21 protein-coding genes are annotated in these 25,968 nt (G+C 59.9%); 11 read left to right on the forward strand and 10 right to left on the reverse strand.

The window, feature by feature from the left end; genetic code table 11:
- The first annotated feature begins 428 nt into the window (after window positions 1–428).
- Entirely contained in the window at window positions 429–659 is a 231-nt protein-coding gene (chaB, locus tag LVD10_RS09240; RefSeq protein WP_232941336.1) for a putative cation transport regulator ChaB, read from the forward strand.
- A gap of 44 nt (window positions 660–703) precedes the next feature.
- On the opposite strand, the gene LVD10_RS09245 is transcribed toward chaB, so the two are convergent.
- A complete protein-coding gene (locus tag LVD10_RS09245; protein ID WP_232941335.1) occupies window positions 704–946 on the reverse strand; it encodes a DUF3820 family protein in 243 nt (80 codons plus the stop codon).
- A gap of 134 nt (window positions 947–1,080) precedes the next feature.
- On the opposite strand from LVD10_RS09245, the gene LVD10_RS09250 reads away from it, so the two are divergent.
- The gene (locus LVD10_RS09250) at window positions 1,081–1,350 is read left to right on the forward strand and encodes a YMGG-like glycine zipper-containing protein (RefSeq protein ID WP_232941334.1); all 270 of its coding nucleotides are present in this window, start codon (window positions 1,081–1,083) and stop codon (window positions 1,348–1,350) included.
- 279 nt (window positions 1,351–1,629) lie between these two features.
- On the forward strand, window positions 1,630–3,909 hold the full coding sequence (locus LVD10_RS09255; RefSeq protein ID WP_439651238.1) for a S46 family peptidase: 2,280 nt from the start codon (window positions 1,630–1,632) through the stop codon (window positions 3,907–3,909).
- A 126-nt stretch (window positions 3,910–4,035) separates the two neighbouring features.
- On the opposite strand, the gene LVD10_RS09260 is transcribed toward LVD10_RS09255, so the two are convergent.
- The 3 genes from LVD10_RS09260 to dcd all read right to left on the reverse strand — a co-directional run bounded on the left by LVD10_RS09260 (window position 4,036) and on the right by dcd (window position 6,400).
- Window positions 4,036–4,221 (reverse strand): hypothetical protein, encoded by a 186-nt coding sequence (locus LVD10_RS09260; RefSeq protein ID WP_232941333.1) that lies wholly within the window; start codon window positions 4,219–4,221, stop codon window positions 4,036–4,038.
- A 342-nt stretch (window positions 4,222–4,563) separates the two neighbouring features.
- A complete protein-coding gene (locus tag LVD10_RS09265; RefSeq protein ID WP_237063346.1) occupies window positions 4,564–5,772 on the reverse strand; it encodes a BaiN/RdsA family NAD(P)/FAD-dependent oxidoreductase in 1,209 nt (402 codons plus the stop codon).
- A gap of 58 nt (window positions 5,773–5,830) precedes the next feature.
- Window positions 5,831–6,400, reverse strand: a complete 570-nt coding sequence (gene dcd / locus LVD10_RS09270) for a dCTP deaminase (protein WP_232941331.1) — start codon at window positions 6,398–6,400, stop codon at window positions 5,831–5,833.
- Between the two features lie 328 nt (window positions 6,401–6,728).
- On the opposite strand from dcd, the gene imuA reads away from it, so the two are divergent.
- The 3 genes from imuA to LVD10_RS09285 all read left to right on the forward strand — a co-directional run bounded on the left by imuA (window position 6,729) and on the right by LVD10_RS09285 (window position 12,331).
- Complete coding sequence (gene imuA / locus LVD10_RS09275; RefSeq protein ID WP_232941330.1) at window positions 6,729–7,436, forward strand: translesion DNA synthesis-associated protein ImuA; 708 nt, start codon at window positions 6,729–6,731, stop codon at window positions 7,434–7,436.
- A 98-nt stretch (window positions 7,437–7,534) separates the two neighbouring features.
- Window positions 7,535–9,037 (forward strand): Y-family DNA polymerase, encoded by a 1,503-nt coding sequence (locus LVD10_RS09280; protein WP_237063348.1) that lies wholly within the window; start codon window positions 7,535–7,537, stop codon window positions 9,035–9,037.
- 168 nt (window positions 9,038–9,205) lie between these two features.
- A complete protein-coding gene (locus LVD10_RS09285) occupies window positions 9,206–12,331 on the forward strand; it encodes an error-prone DNA polymerase (RefSeq protein ID WP_237063350.1) in 3,126 nt (1,041 codons plus the stop codon).
- 59 nt (window positions 12,332–12,390) lie between these two features.
- Here LVD10_RS09285 and LVD10_RS09290 read toward each other — a convergent pair whose 3' ends face one another.
- Window positions 12,391–13,605, reverse strand: a complete 1,215-nt coding sequence (locus LVD10_RS09290; protein ID WP_237063352.1) for a serine hydrolase domain-containing protein — start codon at window positions 13,603–13,605, stop codon at window positions 12,391–12,393.
- A gap of 100 nt (window positions 13,606–13,705) precedes the next feature.
- Entirely contained in the window at window positions 13,706–14,203 is a 498-nt protein-coding gene (locus tag LVD10_RS09295) for a pilin (RefSeq protein WP_237063354.1), read from the reverse strand.
- A gap of 567 nt (window positions 14,204–14,770) precedes the next feature.
- Here LVD10_RS09295 and pilB point away from each other — a divergent pair.
- The 5 genes from pilB to yacG all read left to right on the forward strand — a co-directional run bounded on the left by pilB (window position 14,771) and on the right by yacG (window position 19,644).
- Window positions 14,771–16,480 carry a type IV-A pilus assembly ATPase PilB gene (pilB, locus tag LVD10_RS09300; RefSeq protein ID WP_237063356.1) on the forward strand — a complete coding sequence of 570 codons (1,710 nt, stop codon included), beginning with the start codon at window positions 14,771–14,773 and terminating at the stop codon, window positions 16,478–16,480.
- A 103-nt stretch (window positions 16,481–16,583) separates the two neighbouring features.
- Window positions 16,584–17,798: a type II secretion system F family protein gene (locus LVD10_RS09305; protein ID WP_237063358.1), complete on the forward strand. Its 1,215-nt coding sequence runs from the start codon at window positions 16,584–16,586 to the stop codon at window positions 17,796–17,798.
- A gap of 8 nt (window positions 17,799–17,806) precedes the next feature.
- Window positions 17,807–18,691, forward strand: a complete 885-nt coding sequence (locus LVD10_RS09310) for a prepilin peptidase (protein WP_237063361.1) — start codon at window positions 17,807–17,809, stop codon at window positions 18,689–18,691.
- A gap of 119 nt (window positions 18,692–18,810) precedes the next feature.
- Window positions 18,811–19,416, forward strand: a complete 606-nt coding sequence (gene coaE / locus LVD10_RS09315; protein WP_232941316.1) for a dephospho-CoA kinase — start codon at window positions 18,811–18,813, stop codon at window positions 19,414–19,416.
- Window positions 19,417–19,422: 6 nt separating this feature from the next.
- Entirely contained in the window at window positions 19,423–19,644 is a 222-nt protein-coding gene (yacG, locus tag LVD10_RS09320; RefSeq protein ID WP_232941315.1) for a DNA gyrase inhibitor YacG, read from the forward strand.
- A gap of 219 nt (window positions 19,645–19,863) precedes the next feature.
- Here the strand turns inward: yacG and mutT are convergent, their stop codons facing one another.
- The 4 genes from mutT to LVD10_RS09340 form a co-directional block, all read right to left on the reverse strand.
- Window positions 19,864–20,274, reverse strand: coding sequence for an 8-oxo-dGTP diphosphatase MutT (gene mutT / locus LVD10_RS09325; RefSeq protein WP_232941314.1), 411 nt, complete (start codon window positions 20,272–20,274; stop codon window positions 19,864–19,866).
- A gap of 372 nt (window positions 20,275–20,646) precedes the next feature.
- A complete protein-coding gene (argJ, locus tag LVD10_RS09330) occupies window positions 20,647–21,849 on the reverse strand; it encodes a bifunctional glutamate N-acetyltransferase/amino-acid acetyltransferase ArgJ (protein WP_232941313.1) in 1,203 nt (400 codons plus the stop codon).
- Window positions 21,850–22,069: 220 nt separating this feature from the next.
- On the reverse strand, window positions 22,070–24,820 hold the full coding sequence (secA, locus tag LVD10_RS09335; protein ID WP_232941312.1) for a preprotein translocase subunit SecA: 2,751 nt from the start codon (window positions 24,818–24,820) through the stop codon (window positions 22,070–22,072).
- A gap of 212 nt (window positions 24,821–25,032) precedes the next feature.
- The gene (locus LVD10_RS09340; protein WP_232941311.1) at window positions 25,033–25,968 is read right to left on the reverse strand and encodes a M23 family metallopeptidase; all 936 of its coding nucleotides are present in this window, start codon (window positions 25,966–25,968) and stop codon (window positions 25,033–25,035) included.

Here is a 25,968-nt window from a genome sequence, read left to right on the forward strand (position 1 = left end):
GGGTTCAATCACATGCTGTTTGCTTCAATTCCTGTATGTGGTCGCACAGGACTCGAGGGCCAGCGAAACAGCGGTCCTGAAGTGATACGACGAAAATCCTGATGGGATAAATACAGGGGGAACAAAGGGAGTACAGCAAAGGCAGCCTGGAAGTGAAAAAGTGGAACCCACAAAGAAATAGCGGCCGAATTCATTTCGACCGCTCCCTCTCTTTAAGCTGGTTGGCTCTACTCCCGCTGTTCACCTCGCTGAAGTCGTCTCAGACCAGTGGTCACCCGCTGTGGGTCTATTTACGGGTTAGTCCAACCTCCAGTTACGGACCGCTTTTTCTTGCCGCTTCGCCCTTTAAGGAGGGTCGAAGCTTCTTACCTAGGCACTACATATACTAGTGTGACAGCACCCTTTTCCCCACCCGGAGATAAGCCGCCATGCCCTATCGGAACCGCAACGAATTACCGGAAAGCGTCCGTAATGTACTGCCAGAAAAGGCCCAGGATATTTACAAGGAAGCCTTCAACAGCGCCTGGGAGGAATACGCCCGGCCAGAGGATCGCAGGGAGGGCAAATCGCGGGAAGAGGCAGCCCACGCGGTGGCCTGGTCTGCCGTCAAGCAAAAGTATGAGAAGGGGGGGGATGGCAACTGGCACCGGAAATCGTGACCGGATTGCCGGTCACTTATCCTGCCAACCAACGCTGGTGATATTCAGCCTGCGCTCTCATAGCCACGGGCATTCCCGTGGCGCAACGGGTCGATCAGTCCGGTCAGGCCCTCGATCTTGATCTCCAGCGCCAGGGCCATCAACCGTCCCAGGCGTCCCGCCGGAAACTCTTTCTTGGCAAACCAGAGCAGGTACTCCTCCGGCAGGTCAATCAGCACACGGCCCGAGTACTTGCCAAACGGCATGGGGGTCCTGGCAATGTCCACCAGGTCCTGCTTATCGAACATCCTGAGCCCTTGCTTGTGTCAGTGGAAATACCATTATCCGGCATCGACACCCGCATACCAAATTGGGAGCGGCCGGGACGCCACCATAACATGGGCCTGTGAATTGCTATCCCAGCAGGATCAGGAGTCACTTTATGGCTATGCAATCTTTCAGGCGTGCGGGACTCGCATCCCTGCTCGCCACCGGCCTGGTTTTCACAGGCTGTGCGAATATGAGTGATACCGACCGCCGTATCGGTACCGGCGCAGGCATCGGCGCTGTCACTGGCGCCCTGATCTCGGGCGGTCGTCCGGGCGGCACAGCGGCGGGCGCCGTTCTCGGCGCCGGGGCGGGCTACCTCTACGACCGCAACAAGAAACGGTATTACTACTACGACCGCCACGGCCGTCGCATCTACCGCTAGTCCCCTCCGTAAATAAGAGATCCGGGCATGGGCGATCATGCCCGGGCTCTTGCTGTTATCACCTGACACCACCCACCATTACCCGCTCGATCCCCTGTCGGGTTTGGCTTAGCCTGCAATGACAATCGATGCAAGGTGCCAGTGGCATGCCGGCTCTCGCCGGGGCCGGGTTTTCCTCGATCACGGAACTGTGGGAATATGAATGTCTTGCGGACGGGCTTACCGTCGCACAGTTTTTAGACAACTAATAAAGATTCCTGAGGAAACGCCGTGAGAACAATAAAGCGATCTTCCATGCTGGTCCTGCCACTGGCCGCAGCGCTGTTGGCAGCCTGTGACAAACCCGCCGGCGACAAGCAGGCCGCCGCGGAAACCGGCAAGCCAGACACGGTAGTGTCCACCGAGGGCATGTGGATGCCGAGCCAGCTGCCGCAGCTGAGCGGCAAACTGAAAGACCTGGGTCTGGAGCTGGACCCGAAAACCATGACCGACCTCACCGAGTTCCCCATGAACGCGGTGATCAGCCTGGGTGGTTGTACCGCCTCGTTCGTCTCCCCCGAGGGGCTGGTGGTCACCAACCACCATTGTGCCTATGGCTCCATTTCCTATAACTCCACCGAAGACAACGACCTGCTGGAGAACGGCTTCCTGGCCAAGTCCCTGGACGAGGAACTGCCCGCGGCACCGGGTTCCCGGGTGTACGTCACCGTCGATATGAATGAGGTGACTGACAAGATCGATGCAGCCCTCAGCGAGGATATGGATGGTGCCGCGCGCTTTGCCGCCATTGAGGACGCCAAGAAAGGCCTGGTATCCGCCTGTGAATCCGACCCCGGCCACCGCTGTGAGGTCTATAGCTACTATGGCGGCGCCAGCTACTACCTGATCAAGCAACTGGAAATCCGCGATGTGCGCCTGGTACACGCGCCCGCCTCTTCCATCGGCAAGTTCGGTGGCGATATCGACAACTGGATGTGGCCGCGCCACACCGGCGATTATTCTTTCCTGCGCGCCTACGTGGGCCCCGACGGCAAGCCGGCGGATTACGCCGAGGACAATGTTCCGTACCAGCCCAAACATCACCTGACAGTATCCACCGAGGGCCCACAAAAGGGCGACTTTGTCATGGTGGCCGGCTACCCGGGCAGCACCAACCGCTACCGCACTGCGGCGGAGGTGGACAGCAACTTCAACTGGTACTACCCCACCATGCAGAAAGTACTGGCGGAGTGGTCTGAAACCATCAGCGAGGCCAGCGCGGGCAACAAGGATGCGGAGCTGAAGTACGCCAGCCTGGTGGCCGGCCTCAACAACTACTCCAAGAACTTCACCGGAATGATGGAAGGCTATGGCCGCAGCGACCTGCTACAGCGCAAGCGCCAGCTGGAACAGGACCTGCAGGCCTGGATCGAGGCCAACCCGGAATCCGCCGACAAGTACGCCTCCTTACTGGCGGACCTTCAGGCGCTGATCAATGAGAAGCAGTCCACCCAGGAGCGCGACCTGGTACTGCGCTATATGGACCGCTCGGCCATGCTGAGTGCGGCGCGCAAGCTGTACCGGCTGAGCCTGGAAAAGCAGAAGCCGGATATGGAGCGCGAGCCGGGTTACCAGGAACGTGACATGACCCGCTTTACCGAGGGCATGAAGCGTATCGAGCGCCGTTTCCACCCGGAAGTGGATCAGGCCATCTGGACCTACTTTATCGAGCGCTACAACGCCTTGCCGGCAGAACAGCGCATTGCCAGCTTCGATGAATTCCTGGGCGACGACGCCAGCGGCGATGCCCTGCAGGAAAAGCTGTCCGCGATGTACGAAGACACTGGCCTGACCGAAACCCAGGCGCGCCTGGACTGGATGGAAAAGTCGCCGGAAGACTTCCGCAACAGCGAGGATCCGTTTATCCAGCTGGCTGTTTCCATGTATGAGGACATGCATGCAATCGAGGAAAAGGACAAGGCCATGACCGGCCGCTTTGCCCAGCTGCGCCCACGCTATATGGACCTGCTGATTGCCTACTACAAGGAACAGGGCAAGCCCGTCTACCCGGATGCCAATGGTTCACTGCGCGTGACCTATGGCCTGGTAAAGGGTTACACCCCGCCGGCGGGCACTGTTAAGGCACCCGAAGACGGTAACGATGGCAAGGACAGCTTCGTACCCTTCACCACCCTGCGCGGTATCCAGGCCAAGTACACCGGTGAGGACCCGTTCGACGCACCCCAGGCCCTGCTGGATGCCATCGAGGAAAAAGCCTATGGCCGTTTCTACGATGAGAAGCTGGACTCAGTGCCGGTAAACTACCTCACCACAGTGGATATCACCGGCGGCAACTCCGGATCCGCTACCATGAACGGCAAGGGCGAACTGATCGGCCTGGCCTTCGACGGCACCTACGACAGCATCAATGCTGACTGGGACTTCAATGACAACACCCGGGCAATCCACGTGGATGTGGAATACATGCTGTGGGTAATGGAAAAAGTGGACGGCGCCCACAACCTGTTGGAGGAAATGGGTGTGGCGGAGGAATCGGTTGCGGCACAGGCCGCTGACTGATCACCCTGCCCCGCAAGAACGAAAAAGCCGGCGCATGCGCCGGCTTTTTTTGATTGTCGTCAAGCAGTTCGAGAGTCTGGTAGGTGAGGTCGACAGTAACGGCCGGTTTACCTGGCCGGTTATGCCCTAGAGCAGTTTGGTTTTGGTCTTGCCACAACGCTGGCAACGATACTCGGTTACCAGCTTGCCCTGTTTCACATCGAACTTCCGCTCGGTGACCACCTGCCACTTGTGAAAACCATCCCGGCACAGGCTTTTGCCCTTGTGCTTTTCCCAGGCGGTCTTCTTCTTGAACTGGATTACATCGCCCATAAAGGTAAATCTCCCCACAGGAGAACAATTATTACAGGAGCCTGCCCTGGCACACCAGGCACAGCCCTGGCGCCACCGGGACAGAGCATTCCCCACCCACAAGGGCGAACACAAGGTTCGCCCCTACGTAACGCGCTGGAGCCGACATACACCTATTGGGCAATGCATAACCTGTAGGGGCGCACCTTGTGTGCGCCCGCTCCCGGTATTCCGGCACATGGACGTCATGACGGCCTTGATCCGATCCCGGAATCCACAAACCACCGCGCCCCCCCGAGGGCGAACAGAAGGTTCGCGCCTACAACGGCAATGGAGAAAATGGCCTGCTGGTGGGCCACGGGATTATGCCACCTCCCCGGCCGCGTGCCCGGAAGCCCAGGCCCACTGGAAGTTATAGCCGCCCAGCCAGCCGGTCACATCCAGCACCTCGCCGATAAAGTAAAGCCCAGGCTGCGACTTGCACTCCATGGTACGCGAGGAGACCGCATTTGTATCAACACCACCGAGGGTCACTTCGGCTGTGCGATAACCCTCGGTACCCGCAGGCACCAGCTGCCAAGTCTGCAGTTTCTCGCCAATCGAAGCCAGCTCTGCCGCACTGAACTGCTTCAGCGGGCGACTCTCGATACCCTTCTCAGCGAGGAAATGCTGGACCAGTTTCCTGCTCCACAGTGTCGCGAGTACCGTGTGCAGGTGTGCCTCCGGCTTTTCGGTCCGCTGCTCATTCAGCCAGTGCGCCAGCTCCCGGTCCGGGGCCAGGTCAAAGCTGACGGCCTCGCCCTCCCGCCAGTGGCTGGAGATCTGCAGCACGGCCGGGCCACTCAGCCCGCGGTGGGTAAACAGCATCTGCTCATGGAAACTGCCGTTGCCGCAGCTTGCGGTCACCGCCAGGGCACTGCCGGGCAGGTCTTCCTGCCGCTGCAGCTGGCGCTTGTGCTGGGTAAAGGGCACCAGGGCGGCGCGAGTGGGCACGATACTGAGGCCGAACTGCCGGGCGATGTCGTAGCCAAACCCGGTGGCCCCCATGGTTGGAATCGACAGGCCGCCGGTGGCAACCACCAGGGATTCGCATTGCATTGTGCCAAGGCTGGTATTCACCCGGTAGCCAGTATTCACCGGCTCAATACTTTCAATGCTACAGCGGGTGCGAATCTGCGCCTGGGCCTCACGGCACTCCGCCAGCAGCAAGTCAACGATATCCCGGGACCTGTTATCGCAGAACAGCTGACCCAGGGTTTTCTCGTGATAGGGGATCCCGTGCTTCTCCACCAGCGCGATAAAGTCCCACTGGGTATAACGGGCCAGTGCCGACTTGCAGAAATGCGGGTTGCGGCTGTAGAAGTTTTCCGGCGCGGTGTACAGGTTGGTGAAATTGCAGCGTCCGCCACCGGACATCAGGATCTTCTTGCCCACCTTGTTTGCGTGATCGACTACCAGCACGCTGCGGCCACGCTGGCCAGCCACTGCCGCACACATAAGACCGGCTGCACCGGCACCAATCACCAGTACATCGACCTGTTCGGGCAGTGGGTTGGGACTGGCTTCACTCATGGGGTGGGGAAAGCAGAAGGGACCGGGCACGGCGGGCACCCGGCGCAGGAGCAGGCCATCAGGCCCGCGGCAGGGTCACGCCGCGCTGGCCCTGGTACTTGCCGCCGCGATCCTTGTAGGACACATCGCAGACCTCGTCGGACTCGAAGAACAGCATCTGGGCCACACCCTCGTGGGCGTAGATCTTCGCCGGCAGGTTGGTGGTGTTGGAGAACTCCAGGGTCACATGCCCTTCCCACTCCGGCTCCAGCGGCGTCACATTGACGATGATGCCGCAGCGCGCATAGGTGGACTTGCCCAGGCAGATGGTCAGCACCGAGCGCGGGATGCGGAAATACTCGACTGTACGCGCCAGGGCAAAGGAGTTGGGCGGGATCACGCAGGAATCGCCCACCACGTCGACAAAGCTGTTCTCGTCGAAGGTCTTCGGATCCACCGTGGCGGAGTGCACATTGGTAAAGATCTTGAATTCCGGGGCACAGCGCACGTCGTAGCCATAGCTGGAGGTACCGTAGGAAATCAGGCGTTCACCGCTGCCATTGTGGCGTACCTGGCTCGCCTCGAACGGCTCGATCATGCCATTCTGCTCGGCCATCCGGCGAATCCACTTATCGGATTTGATACTCACTCCGCCCCCCTCATTTGAATCGGCTGTGCTTGTCGTTGTGCAGGTCTGTAAAGAGGCGGAATCATAGCCGGTTTGAACTGTGCAAAAAAGTGTCAATCGCGACTGGCTGGCACCGGAATGCCGCCTTTGCCTGTCCCGGGGTAAGTCCCGCCCACACCGCACCTTCCCCGTCACCACCGGACCTGGTGATGGAACTGGTGGAAATCCATGCCCGATCAAGCCCCATACCCTTGTTGGGGCAGCCCGACTACTGTATAAATCAACAGTACATACTGTACAGATATACAGAAACAGCTCCCAAAGGGACCAGATCGCGAGGGCAGATATCGTGAGCAGTGCCGAAAACCTTATACAAAACAAGCAGTTAACTGATCAGCTCAAGCAGCAACGCCTGGACCAGCTGCTGGCGCGGGCGGATATCTGGCAGGCGGCCAATGAGCATCACCGCCGGCGTAACGGCATCGCCACCGGCTACAGCGGGCTCGATGCCCTGCTGGCCGGACACGGCTGGCCCCGTGGCGCCACCACCGAACTGCTGGTGGACCAGTCCGGTATCGGCGAGCTCAGCCTGTTGCTACCGGCACTGGCGGAACTCACCCGCCAGGAGCAGATGGTCGTGCTGGTCAACCCGCCCCATATCCCCTATGCCCCGGCGCTGGCCAGTGCCGGGGTGCAACTGGAAAAGCTGTTGATCCTGCATCCCCGGGGACCGCGCGACACTCTCTGGGCCATGGAACAAACACTGCAGTCTGGCTGCTGCGGCGCCCTGCTCAGCTGGCAGGAACGACAGCCGCCCGCGGACAGGGACCTGCGCCGGCTGCAGGTGGCCGCACGGGATGGGGAATGTCTGCACTTCCACTTCCGCCCGCAATCCTGTGCCAGCAGCCCCTCACCGGCCAGCCTGCGGCTGCAGCTCGCAAGCGACGGCGACCAGCTGGCCCTGAAGCTGATCAAACAGCTGGGCGGCCGCTCGGGACAGCAGCTGCACCTGGCCCGGGCCGCGGACCTGACCCGCCGCGACGGGCCACTGCACTGATTGCCGGGAAGAGTATAAAGCTCTCTGCAGGAGCGGCCCATGGCCGCGAAAAAACTCTCTGAATAACCAATGCGGTAAGACACGACAGGGAAAATACAATGCTCTGGCTCTGCATACAGTTCCCCAACCTGCCGTTAGAGGCACTGACCCGCGCCCAGCAAGCAGGGCCTGATGGCTCTCCCCGCGCGGTTGTGGAGAAAGAGCAGGTGGTGGACGTCAACAGCAGTGCCCGCGAGCGCGCTGTCACCGGCGGACTGACCATTGCCACTGCCTGTGCGCTGTGCGCGGACCTGGAACTCCTTCCCCGGGATACCGAGCGCGAATCACAGCTGCTGCAGGAACTGGCCCAGTGGGGTTACAGCTTCACCCCGGTGGTTTCCCCCCGCGCGGCATCCCCGCACAGCGATGATGGCAGCTTCGCCTGCCTTTACCTGGAACTGAGCGGCTGCCTGAAAGCCAATGGCGGACTGGAGCCGCTCCTGCAGCAGTTGCGCAGCGAACTGCAACAGATGCATATCAGTGCCTTTATGGGCCTGGGGCACAGCCCCAGTGCTGCCCATATGCTGAGCCAGCTGGAAGAGCACAGGCAGTGGCTGGCCGGGGCCAAGGCACCGCCCTCTCCCCAGCAATGGCGCCAGTGGATCAGCTTTGCCCCCGGCAAACTGCTGGACAGCGACCACAAGACCATAGCCAAACTCTATGCCTGCGGTATCAAGCGGGTCAGCCAGTTACTGGCCATACCATTGTCTGAGGTGGGGACCCGCTTCGGGCGCGACTTTGTCAATTACCTGGCGCGCCTCAACGGCACCCGCCATGACCCGGTCCCCAGTTACCAGCCACCGCCGGAGTTCCACAGTGAGCTGTTTTTTCCCAGCCCGCTGGATAACAGCGAGCAGCTGCTGTTTCCCGCCGGCCGGCTGGTCCGCGAGCTGTGCCAGCAATTGCAGCGGCGACAGCTCTACAGCCAGCAGCTGCGCTGGAAACTGGATTTCGGGCAACAGAGTTGCAAGGTGCTCAGTGTGGAAATCTCGCGACCGCAACTGGATCCCCAGCGCCTGATCGCCCTGACAAAGCTGCAACTCGAGCGGCTCACCCTCGAGCAACCTGTACAGGCAATCGGCCTGACCTGCGACAGGCTGCAACCGCTGGGCCAGGATTCGGTGGACGATGACCTGTTCGGGGAAGCCAGCCGCGTGCAGCGCAGCCACCAGCTAATCGACAAGCTCAAGGCGCGGCTGGGCCACCAGTCACTGTCAGGCGTCACCCTGAAGGAGAGTCACCTGCCGGAGCAGGCATGGCAGAGTGCCGACAACCTGGTGCTGAACAGCCGCAAACGCGGCCACCAGTTGCAACCGGTGAATGCACCGCGCCCCAACTGGCTGCTCCCGCGTCCCGATCGCATCCAGTGCCGCAACCAGCGCCTGTTCTACCGCGGCGAGCTGCGCCTGCTGCAGGGCCCGGAACGCATTGATGGCTACTGGTGGCAACACCGCCGCCACGCCCGCGATTACTACATTGCCCGCGGTGACGAAGGTGCACTCTACTGGGTCTTCCAGGACCTGACCTCGGAGGCCTGGTACCTGCATGGGGTTTACGCGTGACCCAGGTATAAACCTGCCGGCCCCAAGCCTGACCCCGCTCAGGAATAGTCATCACGCTCGGTGGAGCGTAGAGCTGGCGCTCGACGAACGTCCGACAGAATCCATTTAAATACAGGATTGAATACTCGCACAGGGGGAGGTGCAGAGACCAAGACAGCCAGAATTGGTATGCAGTACGCCGAACTCTTCTGCCAGAGCAACTTCTCTTTTCTCCAGGGTGCTTCCCATCCCCAGGAACTTGTTACCCGTGCCCATGAACTGGGCTACCGCGCCCTGGCCATTACCGATGAATGTTCCCTTTCGGGCGCGGTCCGCGCCTATAAACAACTGGAGGAACTGAAAGCTGATGGCAGCAACCTCAAACTGATCTGCGGCAGCTACTTCCGCTTATCTGACATTAATTGTGAACTGGTATTACTGGCACCGGACCGGCAAGCCTACAGCGAGTTATGCCAGCTGATCTCTACCTCCCGCCTGCGCGCGCCCAAAGGCCAGTACGAGACCAGGCTCGACGACCTGCTGCGGATAACCCGGCAATGCATCGCCATCTGGCTACCCCGCCACCAACCACTGGAAATACCTGCAGGCCTCAAGAGTCATTTCCAGGGTCGCCTGTATATCGCCTTCAGCAACCAGTTACTCCCACGCCAGAACGAACATAACCGGGAACTTCTGGCCTTTGCCACCGGGCAACAACTGCCACTGGTGGCCACCAGTGCGGTGCTGATGCACTGTCGCAGTCGCAAGCCCCTGCAGGATGTACTCAACGCCTGCTACCACAACTGCACTCTCGACGAACTGGGCTACCGACTGGAGCAGAACGCCGAGCGTTACCTGCGCCCGCTCGATGAGATTGCCAGCCTGCAGCTGACAGGAGCAATTGCGAACACCATTGAAATCGCCCACCAGTGCCAATTTTCCCTGGATGAACTGCGCTACCAGTATCCGTCGGAGGTACTGCCTGCCGGTAAAAGCCCGGACGGGTACCTGCGGGAACTGGTGGAGGCCGGCAAGGAACTGCGCTGGCCAGGGGGTCCCGAACCACATATTGCCGCACAAATAGAAAAGGAACTGGCACTGATCGCCGAGCTGGGGTACGAACACTACTTCCTTACCATCCACGACATCGTCCAGTTCGCGCGCAGCCAGCATATCCTCTACCAGGGCCGTGGCTCGGCCGCGAATTCGGTAGTGTGCTACTGCCTCTTTATCACCGAAATAGACCCCCACAAGATCGGCCTGCTGTTCGAACGCTTTATATCCCGCGAACGCGACGAACCGCCGGATATCGACGTGGACTTCGAGCATGAGCGACGCGAGGAAATCATCCAGTACATCTACCGCAAATACGGCCGCGAGCGCGCCGGGCTGGCCGCCACCAAGATCAGCTACCGTTTCAAGAGCGCCCTGCGGGATATCGGCAAGGCCCTGGGGCTGGGCAGCGCCACCATCGAGCAACTGATTGCCGAGCGGGCCTGGTGGGACACCATGGAGGATTTCCCCCGGCAGATGCAGAAAGTGGGGATCGACCCGCGGGGCAACGCCGGCCGCATGCTGCCGAAGCTGATGGCACAGGTCCGCGGTTTCCCCCGGCACCTGTCCCAGCACGTGGGCGGCTTCGTAATTACCGAGCAACCCCTGCATACCCTGGTGCCGATCGAGAATGCCGCCATGGAGGACCGCACCATCGTCCAGTGGGACAAGGAGGATATCGAGGACCTGAAACTGATGAAGGTGGACATTCTCGCCCTGGGTATGCTCACGGCCCTGCGCAAGTCGCTGACCTATATCGGCCTTTACGGACCGAGAATGCAGCTACGGGACATCCCCACCGAGGACCCGGGCGTCTACGAGATGATGTGCCGGGCAGATACCGTGGGGGTTTTCCAGATCGAGTCCCGCGCGCAGATGAGCATGCTGCCGCGGCTGCAGCCAAGGAATTTCTACGAGCTCACCATCGAGATCGCCATCGTGCGCCCGGGGCCTATCCAGGGCGGTATGGTACACCCCTACCTGAAGCGCAAGCAGGGACTGGAACCGGTCAGCTACCCGCACGAGAACCTGCGCCCGGTACTGGAACGCACCCTGGGCGTACCCATTTTCCAGGAACAGGTGATCCAGCTGTCCATGGTGGCCGCCGGCTTCAACGGCGGCGAGGCCGACCAGCTGCGCCGCGCCATGGCCAGCTGGGGCAAGAACGGCAATCTTTACCAGTTCCGGGACAGGCTGGTGGCCGGCATGCTCGCCAACGGCTACCAGGCGCAATTTGCCGAGCAGTTGTTCGAGCAGATGAAGGGCTTCGGCTCCTACGGCTTCCCCGAGTCCCACTCAGCCAGCTTCGCGCTGCTGGCCTACTTCTCAGCCTGGATCAAGCACCACCACCCGGCGGCCTTTTACTGTGGCCTGCTCAACAGCCAGCCCATGGGCTTCTACGCCCCGGCCCAGCTGGTCTACGATGCCCAGCGGCACAATGTGAAGGTGCTGCCTGTGGATGTGCTCTACAGCCACTGGGACCACCGGCTGGAATTCGCCGATAACCACGCTTCAATGCCGGAATCCAGCAAAATATCCCTTTCCAGGCCAGCACCAGACTATAGTGGCGGCACACCCATGTTGCGCCTCGGCCTGCGCCTGGTAAAAGGCCTGGAACAGCAGACGGCGGATACCATCACCGGGCTGCGGCACGATCACCACATCACTTCCCTGGCCCAGTTCCGCAGGCTCGCCAAGCTGCACAGCGACCAGCTCGGCCTGCTCGCCAGCGCCAACGCCTTTCACAGCCTGACAGGGAACCGCTACCTGGACACATGGCAGTCGCTGGACCGGGAGGAGCAAGCCCCCACCAGCAATCACATTCCATCCAATAGCCTTGAAGACAACAGTATTAGTGACTATTCCAGTACCGGGCTGACATTGAGGGAACACCCGATCGCCCTTTTACGGAGAAAGGAACGGTTCCGCTTCTGCCGCAAGGCACGCGATCTGGTTTACTGCCAGGATGGTGAAGCGGTTAACGTGATTGGGCTTGTCACCTGCCGACAGCGACCGGGCAGCGCCGCTGGAGTGATGTTTTTAACGCTCGAGGACGAAACAGGGGTTGTTAACGTGGTGATCTGGGAGAATGTTCAGGAACGCTACCGGGCAGAAATTAAACAGGGATATACTTTGCAAATTATGGGCAGGGTTCAAATCAGCCGTGCCAACACAAAAGCCCAACCTGTAATTCATTTGGTTGCACAACAAATCCAGTGCCTGGCGTGGAGTGAAATCCAGGCAGTGAGGAGTTTTCGGTGAACCCTGCAGAAAAGCTCCGAATCATGCGCTGCCGACTACGGGGAAATGATCAGCTGCACCTAGGGAGCCGGGGAGACCCCAGCCAGCCGCTCTTCCATCCCCTGGGATTGCATAAACTCCACGACCGCGGACTTGAGTTGCTCCTTGTGCCCGTCAGCAATCGCAGCACCTGCAGCGACCCATACAAGGACCTGGCCTTCCCCGGTAATCGCCAGTAAGGAGCTGGCCCCGGGCACATACCCCTCCTGCACGCCGGCAATAGCCTCGCCATGGCTATTGAACTGCAATTCAAAATTCCAGGAATAGCAGCGGTCAACGCCACCCTTACCACACCCCGGAACTAAAGGCCCGTTCAGCAGTTTCCCGGCATCATTATGGAAATGCTCCCATACCATTGCCGCAAAAGCATCAGGTGGACCTATCAGGCCGGCGGCGGAAGATAATGCCGAAAAATCCAGCCAATTCACATACTCCCGGCCCAGCTTGAAATCATTGATGAAATCATAATCCGGCTCTTCCGGTAGATATTTCCCGTCCACAAAGTCCAGCTTTGTGCCCGATAAGTAATGTTGCTTTACATATTGGCGATAGGGAACGCCTGTCACCCGGGAAATGACCTCCCCCAGCAGACAATAAGAAACGTTACTGTAAACATGGTTTGTGCCCGGCCGCCCCGCCAGGCGCACCTTTTCAAGCTGGCGGAAATCATACGGGCACCATGGGGTCTCCCCCTGCTTCACCATATTGTCCGAGCCAAATGGACCGCCAAAACCAGAGGAGTGATTGAGCAGGTGGGAGACTGTGACTGACTTCAGCCTGGGATCCCGCAGGGCAGTGACATCCACTTCGGGGAAATAATCCAGCAGGTGGGAATCCAACTCAAGCAGGCCCTCACGGGCCAGCTTGAGTACCGCATGCGCCGTGACCGCCTTTGTCATACTGGCCAGGCGGTAATGGTCGCCGCTACTTTCATCAGGTGCCACCCGGCAGCCGTAGCGATCACCCTGGGAGTTTATGTAGAAGACCTGCCCGGCCAGGGCAAAATCCGGTAAGGCGTGGTATTTCAGCAGGCCGGCAAGGCCCTGTGGTGAGCCCGGCTGGCAGTCCACCCCGGTGAAGGCCAGCTGGTATGCCTGCAGACGGTAGGGAATCTTTTTCCAGAACAGCGGCTGGGTCACCCAGTAGTGTGCCAGGGCCATACAGAGCAGAACAACACTGATGTATACGGCACCTTTTATGGCTACCCGCTTTGTAATAAACCTACTGCCTATCATCACCAGCTCTTGGAGCTTATGTATATACGAAAAAAGGGGAAGAGCCCCAGCTCTCCCCCTTTATAGATACTACAGAAACGAATCTAAACCAAACTGATGATTAGGCAGTCGTTTCAGTAGCAGTCTCGCCAGTGGTATCAGGCGCATCGCCCTGGGCACAGCCGGTCGGACGGTATTTCTGGTCGACATCAGTGGTGCAGGTCCAGACGCCATCGACACTGCGGCCCCAGCCCAGGAACTTGTCAGTCAGGACAGTAGCGGCGTTACCACCAAAAGAGGCGGCCATGGTGGCGGTGCCATCGTCGTTGATGGTTACTTCCAGACCAGTCTGCAGTTCAACACCCAGCAGGTTACTGGCAGTCCAGCCCAGGTTGCAGTCCTCCGGGTTTGCCGGGGCGCCGGTGACGATATTGTCGCGACCTTCCAGCAGGCAGGTTTCCATTGCGGTACGCAGGGCACCTACCTCGCTCATTACGCGGGTAACCTGGGACTTGGTAACGTAGTTCTGGTACTGCGGAATAGCGACCGCCGCCAGAATACCGATGATCGCTACCACGATCATCAATTCAATAAGAGTAAAACCCTGTTGTTTTTTCATTGTAACCGTCTCCATACAGACATTTGTGGTTTGACTGAAATCCCGTGAGGAAGTCGCGGTAAAAGATACAAGCTTTGTGCCAATTCGCGCAAGCGCGTAAATGTAATAAATCCGCAGGGTTACGGCGCAGGCTTACCGCGATTTTTTAACTGGGGTGGCGCTTTAAACCAGAAGGTGACGCAAATTGTCATAATACTCAGTAAAGTGTCGCTCACCCTCTCCGCAATAATGTTGCCCATACTCGCCGTTCAAAAAATCACCAGCCATAATAATGTAAGGAATGTGAACTCCCCCACCCTCAAAGAGCCATCACTAGCCTGCGGCGCGTTTGGCCCACCCCTTTTTCTTGGTTATATTAAGCCCTTGGCGGGAAGTCCCCTCGATACAGCGGGCGGGCTCCGGAAAACCGGTTCCGATGGTCGTAATATTCCACCAGCTCCACAAGAAGAAATAGGCCAATAGTCACGAACGCACACAAAGTCAGAACAAAAAACAACCAAAACGGCGTATTGCCAGCCATTGAGTACTGGCAGTGCCCCCGCAGCAAGAGCGACGCGTCAACATCTTATGAGCAGTATCCCCCTCAGCGGTCTGGCAAAACGCCTGGTGGCCGACAAGCTACTGGACGAGCCAACGGCCATATCCGCCTCCAAGGCGGCAAGGCGAGAGAACCAGTCGTTCGCCCAGCACGCGGTAGAGGCCAAGCTGGTCAAGAGCCGCGAACTCGCCCGCATTGCCTCGCAGGCTTTCGGCTCCCCCCTGTTCGACCTGAGCAGCTACAACTTTGACCTGATCCCCAAAAAAGTCGTTGCCGAAAACCTGATCAGTAAGCATTTTGCCCTGCCTCTGTACAAGCGCGGCAACCGCCTGTTCGTGGCAGTGGCCGACCCCACCAACCTGGCCGCCCTGGATGAAATCAATTTCAATACCGGCCTGAATACCGAAGCAGTTCTTGTAGAGGCGGATAAGCTCGCCAAGGCGATCGACAGCTATCTCTCCAACAGTGGTGATATGGGAGCTGGCCTGCAGGGCATGGATGACGATGAGCTCGATGCCCTGGACGTCGGCGGCGAGGTCGATGCGACAGATGATGATGACCCCGGTGGGGATGAGGCACCGGTTGTACGCTTTGTAAACAAGGTTCTACTGGATGCTATCCGCACCGGTGCATCAGATATTCATTTTGAGCCCTACGAGAAGACTTACCGGGTCCGGCTGCGTACTGACGGCGTACTGCATGAGGTGGCCCGCCCACCGATCCAGCTGGCCCCCCGAATCTCCGCGCGCCTGAAGGTAATGTCCAAAATGGATATTTCCGAGCGGCGGGTACCCCAGGATGGCCGCATCAAGATGAAGCTGTCCAAGACCAAGGCGATCGATTTCCGGGTCAACAGTCTCCCCACGCTCTGGGGGGAAAAAATCGTGCTGCGGATCCTCGACCCCTCCTCGGCCAAGATGGGGATTGACGCCCTCGGCTACGAGGATGAACAGAAGAAAATCTACATGGACGCCCTGGCCCAGCCCCAGGGCATGATCCTGGTCACAGGGCCTACCGGCTCCGGTAAAACCGTATCCCTCTATACCGGCCTGAATATCCTCAATACCTCAGAGCGCAACATCTCCACCGCTGAGGATCCGGTGGAAATTAACCTGGAGGGTATCAACCAGGTCAACGTCCACCCCAGGGTGGGGCTGGATTTTGCCGAGGCGTTGCGCTCCTTCCTGCGCCAGGACCCCGACATCGTCATGGTGGGCGAGATCCGGGACCTGGAAACTGCAGAGATCGCCATCAAGGCCGCCCAGACCGGCCACCTGGTGCTATCCACCCTGCACACCAACTCTGCACCGGAAACCCTGACCCGCCTTATGAATATGGGGGTCCCTACCTTTAATATCGCCACCTCAGTCACCGTGATTATTGCCCAGCGCCTGGCCCGCCGCCTTTGTAGCGAGTGCAAGAAGCCGGCCAGCCTCCCTGACGAGGTACTCAAGCAGGAAGGGTTCGGCGCAGTGGATATCGAACGGAAGGAGTGGAAGATCTACCAGCCTGTGGGCTGTGAACACTGTGCCAAGGGCTATAAGGGTCGCGTGGGTATTTACGAAGTGGTTCGCATCACCGACGGAATCTCGAGAATTATAATGGAGGGTGGAAATTCCATCCAGATTGCAGACCAGGCCCGCAAGGAGGGGTTCAACAACCTCCGCACTTCCGCGCTCCGCAAAGTAGTCACAGGTGTTACCAGCCTGGAAGAGGCGAACAGGGTGACCAAAGACTGACCGGGCTTATACGGGGATCCTGTCCCAGGCGGGCTCCCTATTGAGTTTATTTTTTAATCGACGGTGGCAACAGCCACGAGAATAACAAATACGGGAATAAAAAATGGCCAACGCCTCAGCAGTCGCGTACGTCTACAAGGGTGTGGACGCCAAGGGCAACAAGGTCGAGGGAGAGATCAGTGGTAACAACCCGGCACTGGTGAAAGCCCAGCTTCGGCGACAGGGAATTATTGCCAACCGCGTGCAGAAAAAGCCCAAACCGCTCTTCGGGGGAAGCAAGAAGATTAAACCCGCGGATATCGCCCTGTTTACCCGCCAGATGGCCACCATGATGAAGGCCGGTGTGCCCCTGGTGCAGAGCTTCGAGATTGTTGCCGACGGTCTTGACAAGCCCGGCGTTAAAGAGCTGATTATGAAAATTCGTGAAGACGTTGCCTCGGGCACCGCCTTCGCCGAAGCCCTGCGCAAGCACCCGCTTTACTTCGACGACCTGTTCTGCAACCTGGTCGCGTCCGGTGAACAGTCCGGCTCACTGGAAACCATGCTGGATCGTATTGCCACCTACAAGGAAAAGACCGAGTCGCTCAAGGCCAAGATCAAGAAAGCGATGACCTACCCTATCGCGGTGATCATCGTGGCCATTGTCGTGACTGCAATCCTGCTGATCAAGGTGGTACCGCAGTTCGCGTCAACTTTCCAGAACTTCGGCGCCGACCTGCCGGCTTTCACCCTGTTCGTGGTGAACCTGTCCGAGTGGATGCAGGCAAACTGGTTTTATGCCCTGCTTACCTTGATCATCACCATCGGGGGCACACTCGAGGTCAAGAAACGCAACAAGAAAGTGGCACAGTTTTTTGACCGCCTTTCTCTCAAGATTCCCATTATCGGCCAGATTACCTATAACTCGATTGCCGCACGCTTCGGTCGCACCCTGTCTACTACTTTTGCTGCGGGCGTGCCGCTGATCGAGGCGCTCAAATCCGTTGCCGGTGCCACCGGCAACTGCATCTATGAAGAGGCAACGCTCAAGATCCGGGATTCCGTCTCTACCGGCGTGCCGCTCAATGTGGCAATGCGCCAGACTGGCCTCTATCCCACCATGCTGATCCAGATGGCTGCTATCGGCGAGGAATCTGGTGCACTGGATGAAATGCTGAGTAAAGCTGCCGACTTTTACGAAGAAGCTGTCGACAACATGGTCGACAACCTGACTACCCTGCTGGAACCGATGATCATGGCCGTCCTGGGCGTGCTAGTCGGTGGACTCATGGTTGCCATGTACCTGCCAATTTTCAACCTCGGCAATGTAATTGGATAGGTCACTTGATGTTTGACTCACTGCTTGTACAACAGGCGCTGCTACTTAGCAGCGCTTTTCTTTTGGGTGCCATCCTCGGCAGCTTCCTGAATGTCGTCATCTACCGCCTCCCTATCATGATGGAGCGCGAGTACAAACGGGATTTCTACAGTTACTTTGGCCAGGAGCCCAAGGCGGGCGAGAAAGCTGAACTGGAAGAACCGTTCAACCTGGTGCTCCCCCACTCCCACTGCCCCAACTGCGATACTGAAATCAAGCCCTGGCACAATGTCCCCCTGGTCAGCTATCTGGCGCTGGGCGGAAAATGCAGTAACTGCGCTACGCCTATTTCCAAACGCTATCCGCTGGTGGAACTGGCCACCGGTATCCTGACCGCCATTGTGGTCTGGCAACTGGGCTTTACCTGGCAGGCGCTGGCGGGCTGTGTGTTTACCTGGGCACTGGTAGCGCTGACAGGCATCGATTTTGACAAGCAGCTGCTGCCGGACAACATCACCCTACCCCTGCTCTGGGCGGGGCTGCTGGTGAACTGCTGGGGGCTGTTTGTGCCGCTACAGGACGCGGTGGTTGGCGCCATTGCCGGTTACCTGGCGCTGTGGTCGGTCTACCATATATTCAAGCTGCTGACCGGCAAGGAAGGCATGGGGGCCGGGGACTTCAAGATCCTGGCCGCTATCGGCGCCTGGTTTGGCTGGCAGATGCTGCCGCTGGTAATCCTGCTTTCGGCAGCGGTCGGCGCGGTCGCCGGCCTTACCTGGAGTGCTATTGCCGGGCGCGACAAGAACCTGCCCATTGCTTTCGGACCCTACCTGGCCGGTGCCGGCTGGATTGCGATGCTGTGGGGCGAGCAGTTGATGGGGTGGTACCTGAGTTATTCGGGGCTGGGCGGCTAACTTTATAGAAGCTGGTGGGTCGCGGCCAGCGGCCGCTCCTACGGGTGATGATTGCCGGTTTATTGACTGGTGACTGGTTCGCGGCCATGGGCCGCTCCCACGGGTGAAGGTGGCTCCACATGCTGACAATTGGGTTGACCGGGGGTATTGGCAGCGGCAAGTCTGCGGCAGCCTCCTGTTTTCGCGAGCACGGCATCAATGTGGTGGATGCTGACTGGGCGGCACGGGTGGTGGTGCAACCGGGCATGCCCGCGCTCGAGAAGATTGCTTCCCACTTTGGTGCCGGAATACTGCTGGACAGCGGCGAGCTGGACCGGGCGGGTCTTCGCCAGCGGGTCTTCGCCAGCGAGGTAGAGCGCAAATGGCTGGAGGCCCTGCTGCATCCGCTGATCCGCGAGGAAATTATCCGTGCGCTCCGGACAAGTGACAGTCCCTACGCCATCCTGGAATCCCCCCTGTTGATCGAGTCCGGCCAGTACGAGCTGGTACAGCGCGTCTGCGTGGTGGATGTACCGGAAGAGGTGCAACTGGCGCGCGCGGGCAGCCGCGATGGCAATAGCCCCGAACAGATCCGCAGGATCATGGCCACGCAACTGTCCCGTGAGGAGCGGCTGGCACGGGCGGACGATATTCTGGATAATGCGGGCGACCTCGCCAGCCTTGGCGCCCAGGTTGCCGAGCTGCACCGGAAGTACCTGCAGCTGGCTGAATCCGCCGACCACTGAAGAGTTATGACCAAGAAGACTGCCGACCGCCCTACCGTAAACTGCCCCACCTGCAAAAAGCCAATCGAGTGGGATGCCCAAAAGTACCCCTTCCGCCCTTTCTGCAGTGAGCGCTGCAAGCTGATCGACCTGGGGGAATGGGCCAGTGAGGGCCACAAGATCCCCGGGCAGCCGGTCTATGACGATGTGCTGAGCGAGGACCTGGATCCCAACAAAACCCGGCACTGATACCTCGCCCCGTTTTTCTCCCACCCGGGTATAAGGCATTCCGGCCACAACCAGGCCACCCCTCTCGCGGGTTTAGCCTGGCAGGTTACCGGGTAGCGTCGTGTGCCGACCCAGCGGTGTGCCGGCTGTGTCAGTTGGAGGGTTCGGGAGATCGCGGCCAGCGGCCGCTCCTGCGGGCGAACTCCCAAACTGGGGCCAGTGTCGTGGCTGGAGACTGGATCAGGATGTGGTCGCCGCGCGGATTGCGGTGATGATATCCCGGTTGGCATCCGGGAAGCAGTAATCATCCAGCTCGCCCACTGTCACCCAGCGGACCTCCTGCCCCTCCAGGCCCCGGGCATTGCCGGTAAAGCAATGGACCCACCAGGTATCCAGCAGGACAGTTTTTTCAGGGTATTGGTGGCGGATTTCCGCCAGCGGCTGCAGCCGGGAGACATCGAGGCCCACTTCCTCTCGCAGCTCGCGGGCCAGCGCGTCGCCAACCGGCTCCCCCTCTTCCACCTTGCCGCCGGGAAACTCCCAGCGCCCGCCCATATGCAGGTGATCGGGACGACGGGCAATCAGGATGCGGCCGTCGTCACGTCGCACCACGCCCACTGCCACATGTACGATCTTTTGCCCCGCCGCCATAACTCTCCCCACTTCGCTCAGATACTTGCCCGCACACCTTATACCTGTCCGCAACCGGGTTCTCAAGGGCGCCAGCTGGCCAGGAGAGTCAGGAAAGCTGGTGCCGACAGGCATAGGTTGTAGTAACCGCGACAGGTTGTGAGCTCTCCAGCGCGGCGGTGCTGTCATCCACTGTGGGCACACACGCCCGCATTAAGGCCAATATGATGATGGCGGCAAGGATCGCGTATATCAGCTTTCTCATTCCCGGTTTTCCTCTCTCGGACCCAAATGGATGGGATTTACGGCATTGCGGTAGTTATAGCCGTTAACCTTGCCGTTAACCGAGCCGGTCACCGGGAAGGGGAACCGATATGCGCCTCGTTCCGTGTATCAGGTGCGGTATTCCGCGTTGATGGTGACGTACTCGTGGGAGAAATCGCAGGTCCAGATATGCTCACTGCATTCCCCACGCCCCAGGCTGACGCGAATGGTAAATTCGGGCCGGTCGAAAACAGCCTGGCCTGCTTGCTCTTCGTATCCCGGCGCACGGCCGCCAGCCTCGACCACTTGCACGTCATCCAGGTAGATATCCACCCCGGCCGGGTCCAGTCCATCGATACCGGCATTGCCGACGGCCATCACCAGTCGCCCCCAGTTGGGATCGGATGCGTAGAGTGCTGTCTTCACCAGTGGTGACTCTCCCACTTCAAATGCCACCCGCAGCGCCTCTGCCGGGGTGGTTGCCCCATCCACCTGCACCGTCACGAACTTGGTCGCACCCTCTCCATCGCGGACAATCGCCTGCGCCAGGTCGACATGCACCTCGGTCACCGCCTGCTTCAGGCGCTGGTAATCGGCATTACCCGGATCAGCCATCACCGGTCCTGTGGCGCCGGTCGCGATCAGCACGCAGGCGTCATTGGTGGACGTATCGCCATCCACACTGATGCGGTTGAAAGACGCATCCACCGCCTCCCGCACCAGGGTATCCAGCAGCGCCTGGTCGATAGCGGCGTCGGTAGCCACATAGGCCAGCATGGTAGCCATGTTGGGCTGGATCATGCCCGAGCCCTTGGCAATCCCGGTCACCGTGATCCACTGGTCCCCCACTTGCACCCGGCGGCTGGCGCCCTTGGCGCGGGTGTCGGTAGTCATGATGGTGGCCGCAGCGGCATCCCAGCCCGCCTCTGCAAGTGCGCCGGCGGCTACGGGGATGGCATCGAGCAGCTTCTGCAACGGCAGGTGCTCGCCGATCACACCGGTGCTGAACGGCAATACCTGTTCTCCGTGAAGCCCCAGTGCCTCGCCCACTGCGGTACAGCAGGCGCGGGCATCACTCAGGCCACGCTCGCCGGTAGCGGCATTGGCATTGCCCGCGTTAACCAGTAGTGCACGAATATCCCCATGCTCCAGGTGCTCTTTGGCCACCGTAACCGGCGCGGCGCAGAATGAGTTCTGGGTGAAAGTAGCGGCAACGCTGGCTTCCGCTGAAATTTCCATCAGCAGCAGGTCGTCACGCTGCCAGTCCTTGATCCTGGCGGGCACGCTGGCGAGCCGGATTCCCGGCACGATAGGGAGTGAGTTCTCGGGCATAGCTGTTGCGGCAACGGGCCGCCTCCGGGTCTGGGCACCGCCTGCAGCGGGCTAAAGGTAAAGAGCGACATTATCGACGTCGCCGACACTACCAATCAACTGTTTCTGCGGACTCGGCGAGAAATGCCGCAGATAATTCATCTGCTGAGCAAAAAAATGCCCCGCACTGGCGGGGCATTTCTTCGATCCGGGTCCACCAGAGGGCAGCCCCTGGCCAGGCTCAACTCTGGGTCGAGGAGGTCAGCTTGCCATGGCATTGCTTGAACTTCTTGCCGGAACCGCAGGGACAGGGGTCGTTGCGGCCCACTTTTGGCCCGCGGCGGGCAGGTTCTGGCACGGGCGCTGCTTCGGGGGCTTCAGCCTCCTGGGGCATGGCCGAGGCCTCGGCGTGGCGCAATTCCAGCTCCTGGCGGCGCTGGGCTTCCAGGCGACGCTGCTCCATCTCTTCCATCTGCTCGCGGGTCATGGGCTCCACATGCGCCAGTACCCGGATCACCTCGTGCTTGAGGTTATCCAGCAGGCTCTGGAACAGGTGGAATGACTCGCGCTTGAACTCCTGCTTGGGATTCTTGTTGGCGTAGGCACGCAGGCCGATACCGGCACGCAGGTGGTCCATGCTGGACAGGTGCTCTTTCCACAGCTGGTCCAGCACCTGGAGCATGATCTGGCGCTCGACGGTGGCCATCATATTGGGATCACCGGTGGATTCGCCCACCCGCTTCACTTTTGCGTCGTAGGCTTCCTGGGCCGCAGCGATGATTTTCTCGCGCAGGCTCTCTTCGTGCAGGGTGCGATCCTCATCCAGCCACTTCTGGACCGGCAGCTCCAGGCCCAGTTCACCGGCCAGCTGCTTCTCCAGGCCGGGAATATCCCACTGCTCCTCGACGCTCTGCGGCGGGACAAAGCCGGAAACCAGCTCATTGACCACGTCCTCGCGGATGGCGCTGATGGTGTCACTGATATTCTCCGCCTCGAGCAGCTCGTTACGCTGGCCATAAATGACCTGGCGCTGGTCGTTGGCGACATCGTCATACTCGAGCAGCTGCTTGCGGATATCAAAGTTACGGCCTTCCACGCGACGCTGGGCCTTCTCGATGGCATTGGAGACCATGCGGTGCTCGATGGCCTCGCCCTTTTCCATACCCAGCATCTGCATAAAGTTCTTCACCCGGTCGGAGGCGAAGATACGCATCAGGTTGTCTTCCAGGGACAGGTAGAAGCGGGTTACGCCCGGGTCGCCCTGGCGCCCGGCACGGCCACGCAGCTGGTTGTCGATGCGGCGCGACTCATGGCGCTCGGTACCGATGATATGCAGGCCGCCGGCCTCGATCACGGTATCGTGGCGCTGCTGCCAGCCTTCCTTGAGTTTCTCGATCTCCGCCTCGGTCGGCTCACTGCCCTTCTCCTGGCGCAGCTCCTCAACCTCGGCCTCCCAGTTACCACCCAGCACGATATCGGTACCGCGGCCCGCCATATTGGTGGCGATGGTGACAGTGCCCGGACGACCGGCCTGGGCAATGATCTGTGCTTCCTTCTCGTGGTACTTGGCGTTCAGTACCTGGTGCTTGATGCCGGCCTTGGTCAGGCGCTGGGACATCTCTTCCGATGTCTCGATCGAGGCGGTACCCACGAGGATCGGCGCCTGCTTGTCACGGCAGTACTTGATGTCCTCGATGATGGCATCCATCTTCTCTTCTTTGGTCAGGTATACCAGGTCATTGAGGTCATCCCGCTGCTTCGGCTTGTTGGTGGGGATCACCACCACGTCGAGGCCGTAAATCTGGCGGAACTCGAACGCCTCGGTGTCCGCGGTACCGGTCATGCCGGCCAGCTTGGGATAGAAACGGAACAGGTTCTGGAAAGTGGTGGAGGCCAGGGTCTGGCTCTCACTCTGGATCTGCACACCCTCCTTGGCCTCCAGCGCCTGGTGCAGGCCCTCGGACAGGCGGCGACCCGGCATGGTGCGACCGGTGTGCTCATCGATCAGCACCACCTGGCCGTTCTGCACGATGTAGTCCACGTCGCGATGGAACAGGACATGGGCGCGCAGTGCAGCGTGCACATGGTGCAGCAGGCCCAGGTTGCCGGGTGCGTAGAGGGAGTCATCCTCACGGATATGGCCGCTGCGGGTAAGGAGGTCTTCCACCAGCTGGTGCCCCTCCTCATTCAGCTCCACCTGGCGGGTCTTCTCGTCCACCGAGTAGTGGCCCTCACCGCCCTCTTCGGCGCGCTCCAGCTTGGGAATCAGCTTGTTCATGGCCAGGTACAGCTGCGAAGAGTCCTCGGCCTGCCCGGAGATGATCAGCGGTGTACGCGCCTCATCGATCAGGATGGAATCCACCTCATCCACAATGGCGAAGTTCTGCGGACGCTGCGTGCGGTCTTCCTTGCGCAGGACCATATTGTCGCGCAGGTAATCGAAACCGAATTCGTTGTTGGTACCGTAGGTGATATCGGCCTGGTAGGCGGCTTTCTTGTCGTCCGGATGCTGCTGGGACATGATCACGCCCACAGTCATGCCCAGGAACTCATAGACCGGGCGCATCCAGTTGGCGTCGCGGCTCGCCAGGTAATCGTTGACCGTCACGATATGCACGCCCTTGCCCTCCAGGGCGTTCAGGTAGGCCGGCAGGGTCGCGACGAGGGTCTTGCCCTCACCGGTGCGCATCTCAGCAATATGCCCCTCGTGCAGGGTCATGCCGCCGATCAGCTGCACATCAAAGTGGCGCATGCCCAGTGTCCGCCGACTGGCCTCACGCACGGCGGCAAACGCCTCAGGCAGCAGCTGGTCCAGGGACTCGCCATCGGCGATCCGCTTACGGAACTCTTCTGTCTTGGCTTTCAGGGCGGCATCGTCGAGCTGCGTGTATTCCTCTTCCAGCGCATTGACCCGGGCCACGGCACGGCGCATGCGTTTCAGCTCGCGGTCATTCTTGGATCCAAAGACCGTTTTTATCAGTTTGCCAATCATTCTCTAAAAACCACTCAATCTTTATATTGCGGTGCGGACTTCTGCGGCCCGGTTGTGTCGGTACACCTGTTCTGGCGGTAACCGGGAACTGTCTGCTTATATCGGGGCGCTGGCACCGGATTCCAACAAGGGGTGCAAGTAAACAGGAAGGCGCAACGACTGGCAACTCCCCCGGGGAGGCCCGTCGCTACGCGGTATGGAGAGGATAGTTGTTATCTGCCGTTACGGCGGATGTAGCTGGCCGGATCGACCGGGCGGTCGTTCTTGTATACCTCAAAATGCACGTGGGGACCGGTGGAACGCCCACTGGACCCCATCAGGGCGATTACCTGGCCCTTCTTGACCACCTCGCCCAGCTCGACCTTGATATCACGATTGTGACCATAACGGGTCTTGTAGCCATTGCCGTGGTTGATCTCAACCAGGTTGCCGTAACCGTACCGGTCTTCGGCCCAGGTCACCACGCCCGCTGCCACAGCCACCACGTCGGAGCCGTCCTTGCCGGCGAAGTCCACACCCTTGTGCCAGGAACGGCGACCGCTGAACGGATCGGTGCGGTAACCGTAACGGGAAGACATCCAGCCACGGCTGATGGGACGGCCGGCGAGGAACTGCTCGTCCTGCAGTTGCTGGTTGGCCAGCACTGACTCGATGGTCGAAAGCTGCAGCTGGCGATCCTCGATCTGCTCGGACAGGTCCTCGAATGCGCCCATAAAATCGGGCTGCTGGAAGGGGAATTCGGCAGAGCTTCCCTCGCCCGGCTCTTCCGGGCCGCCCAGCGCCGGTGCAGTGCCGAACTGGAATTCGTTTTCATCCAGCTTGGCCACAGTCACCAACCGTTCGCCCAGGGCATCCAGGCGGGTCAGGCGCGCCTGCATTTCCGCCATTTTGACTGTGAGCGCAGTAAGCTGTTCGCGGGCCTGCTGGTCGGCCTCATCAATTTCCACCTGCTGCTTGCGCAGGGCCTTACCCCAGGCCTTGGCGGTACGGGAATCGAACACATCGGATTCGGCCACCGGCAGGTTGACCCCCACCAGGAAGGCCCCCACCGGCATACCGATCAGGCACAGCCCCAGCAGGGCCTTGCTCAGCCTGCCGAAACGGAAACTGCGGGTTCCCCCACGTTCATTGACAAGAATAATTTTCAT

The organism is Microbulbifer zhoushanensis (assembly GCF_021729055.1).
GTDB classification, from domain to species: Bacteria; Pseudomonadota; Gammaproteobacteria; order Pseudomonadales; family Cellvibrionaceae; genus Microbulbifer; species Microbulbifer zhoushanensis.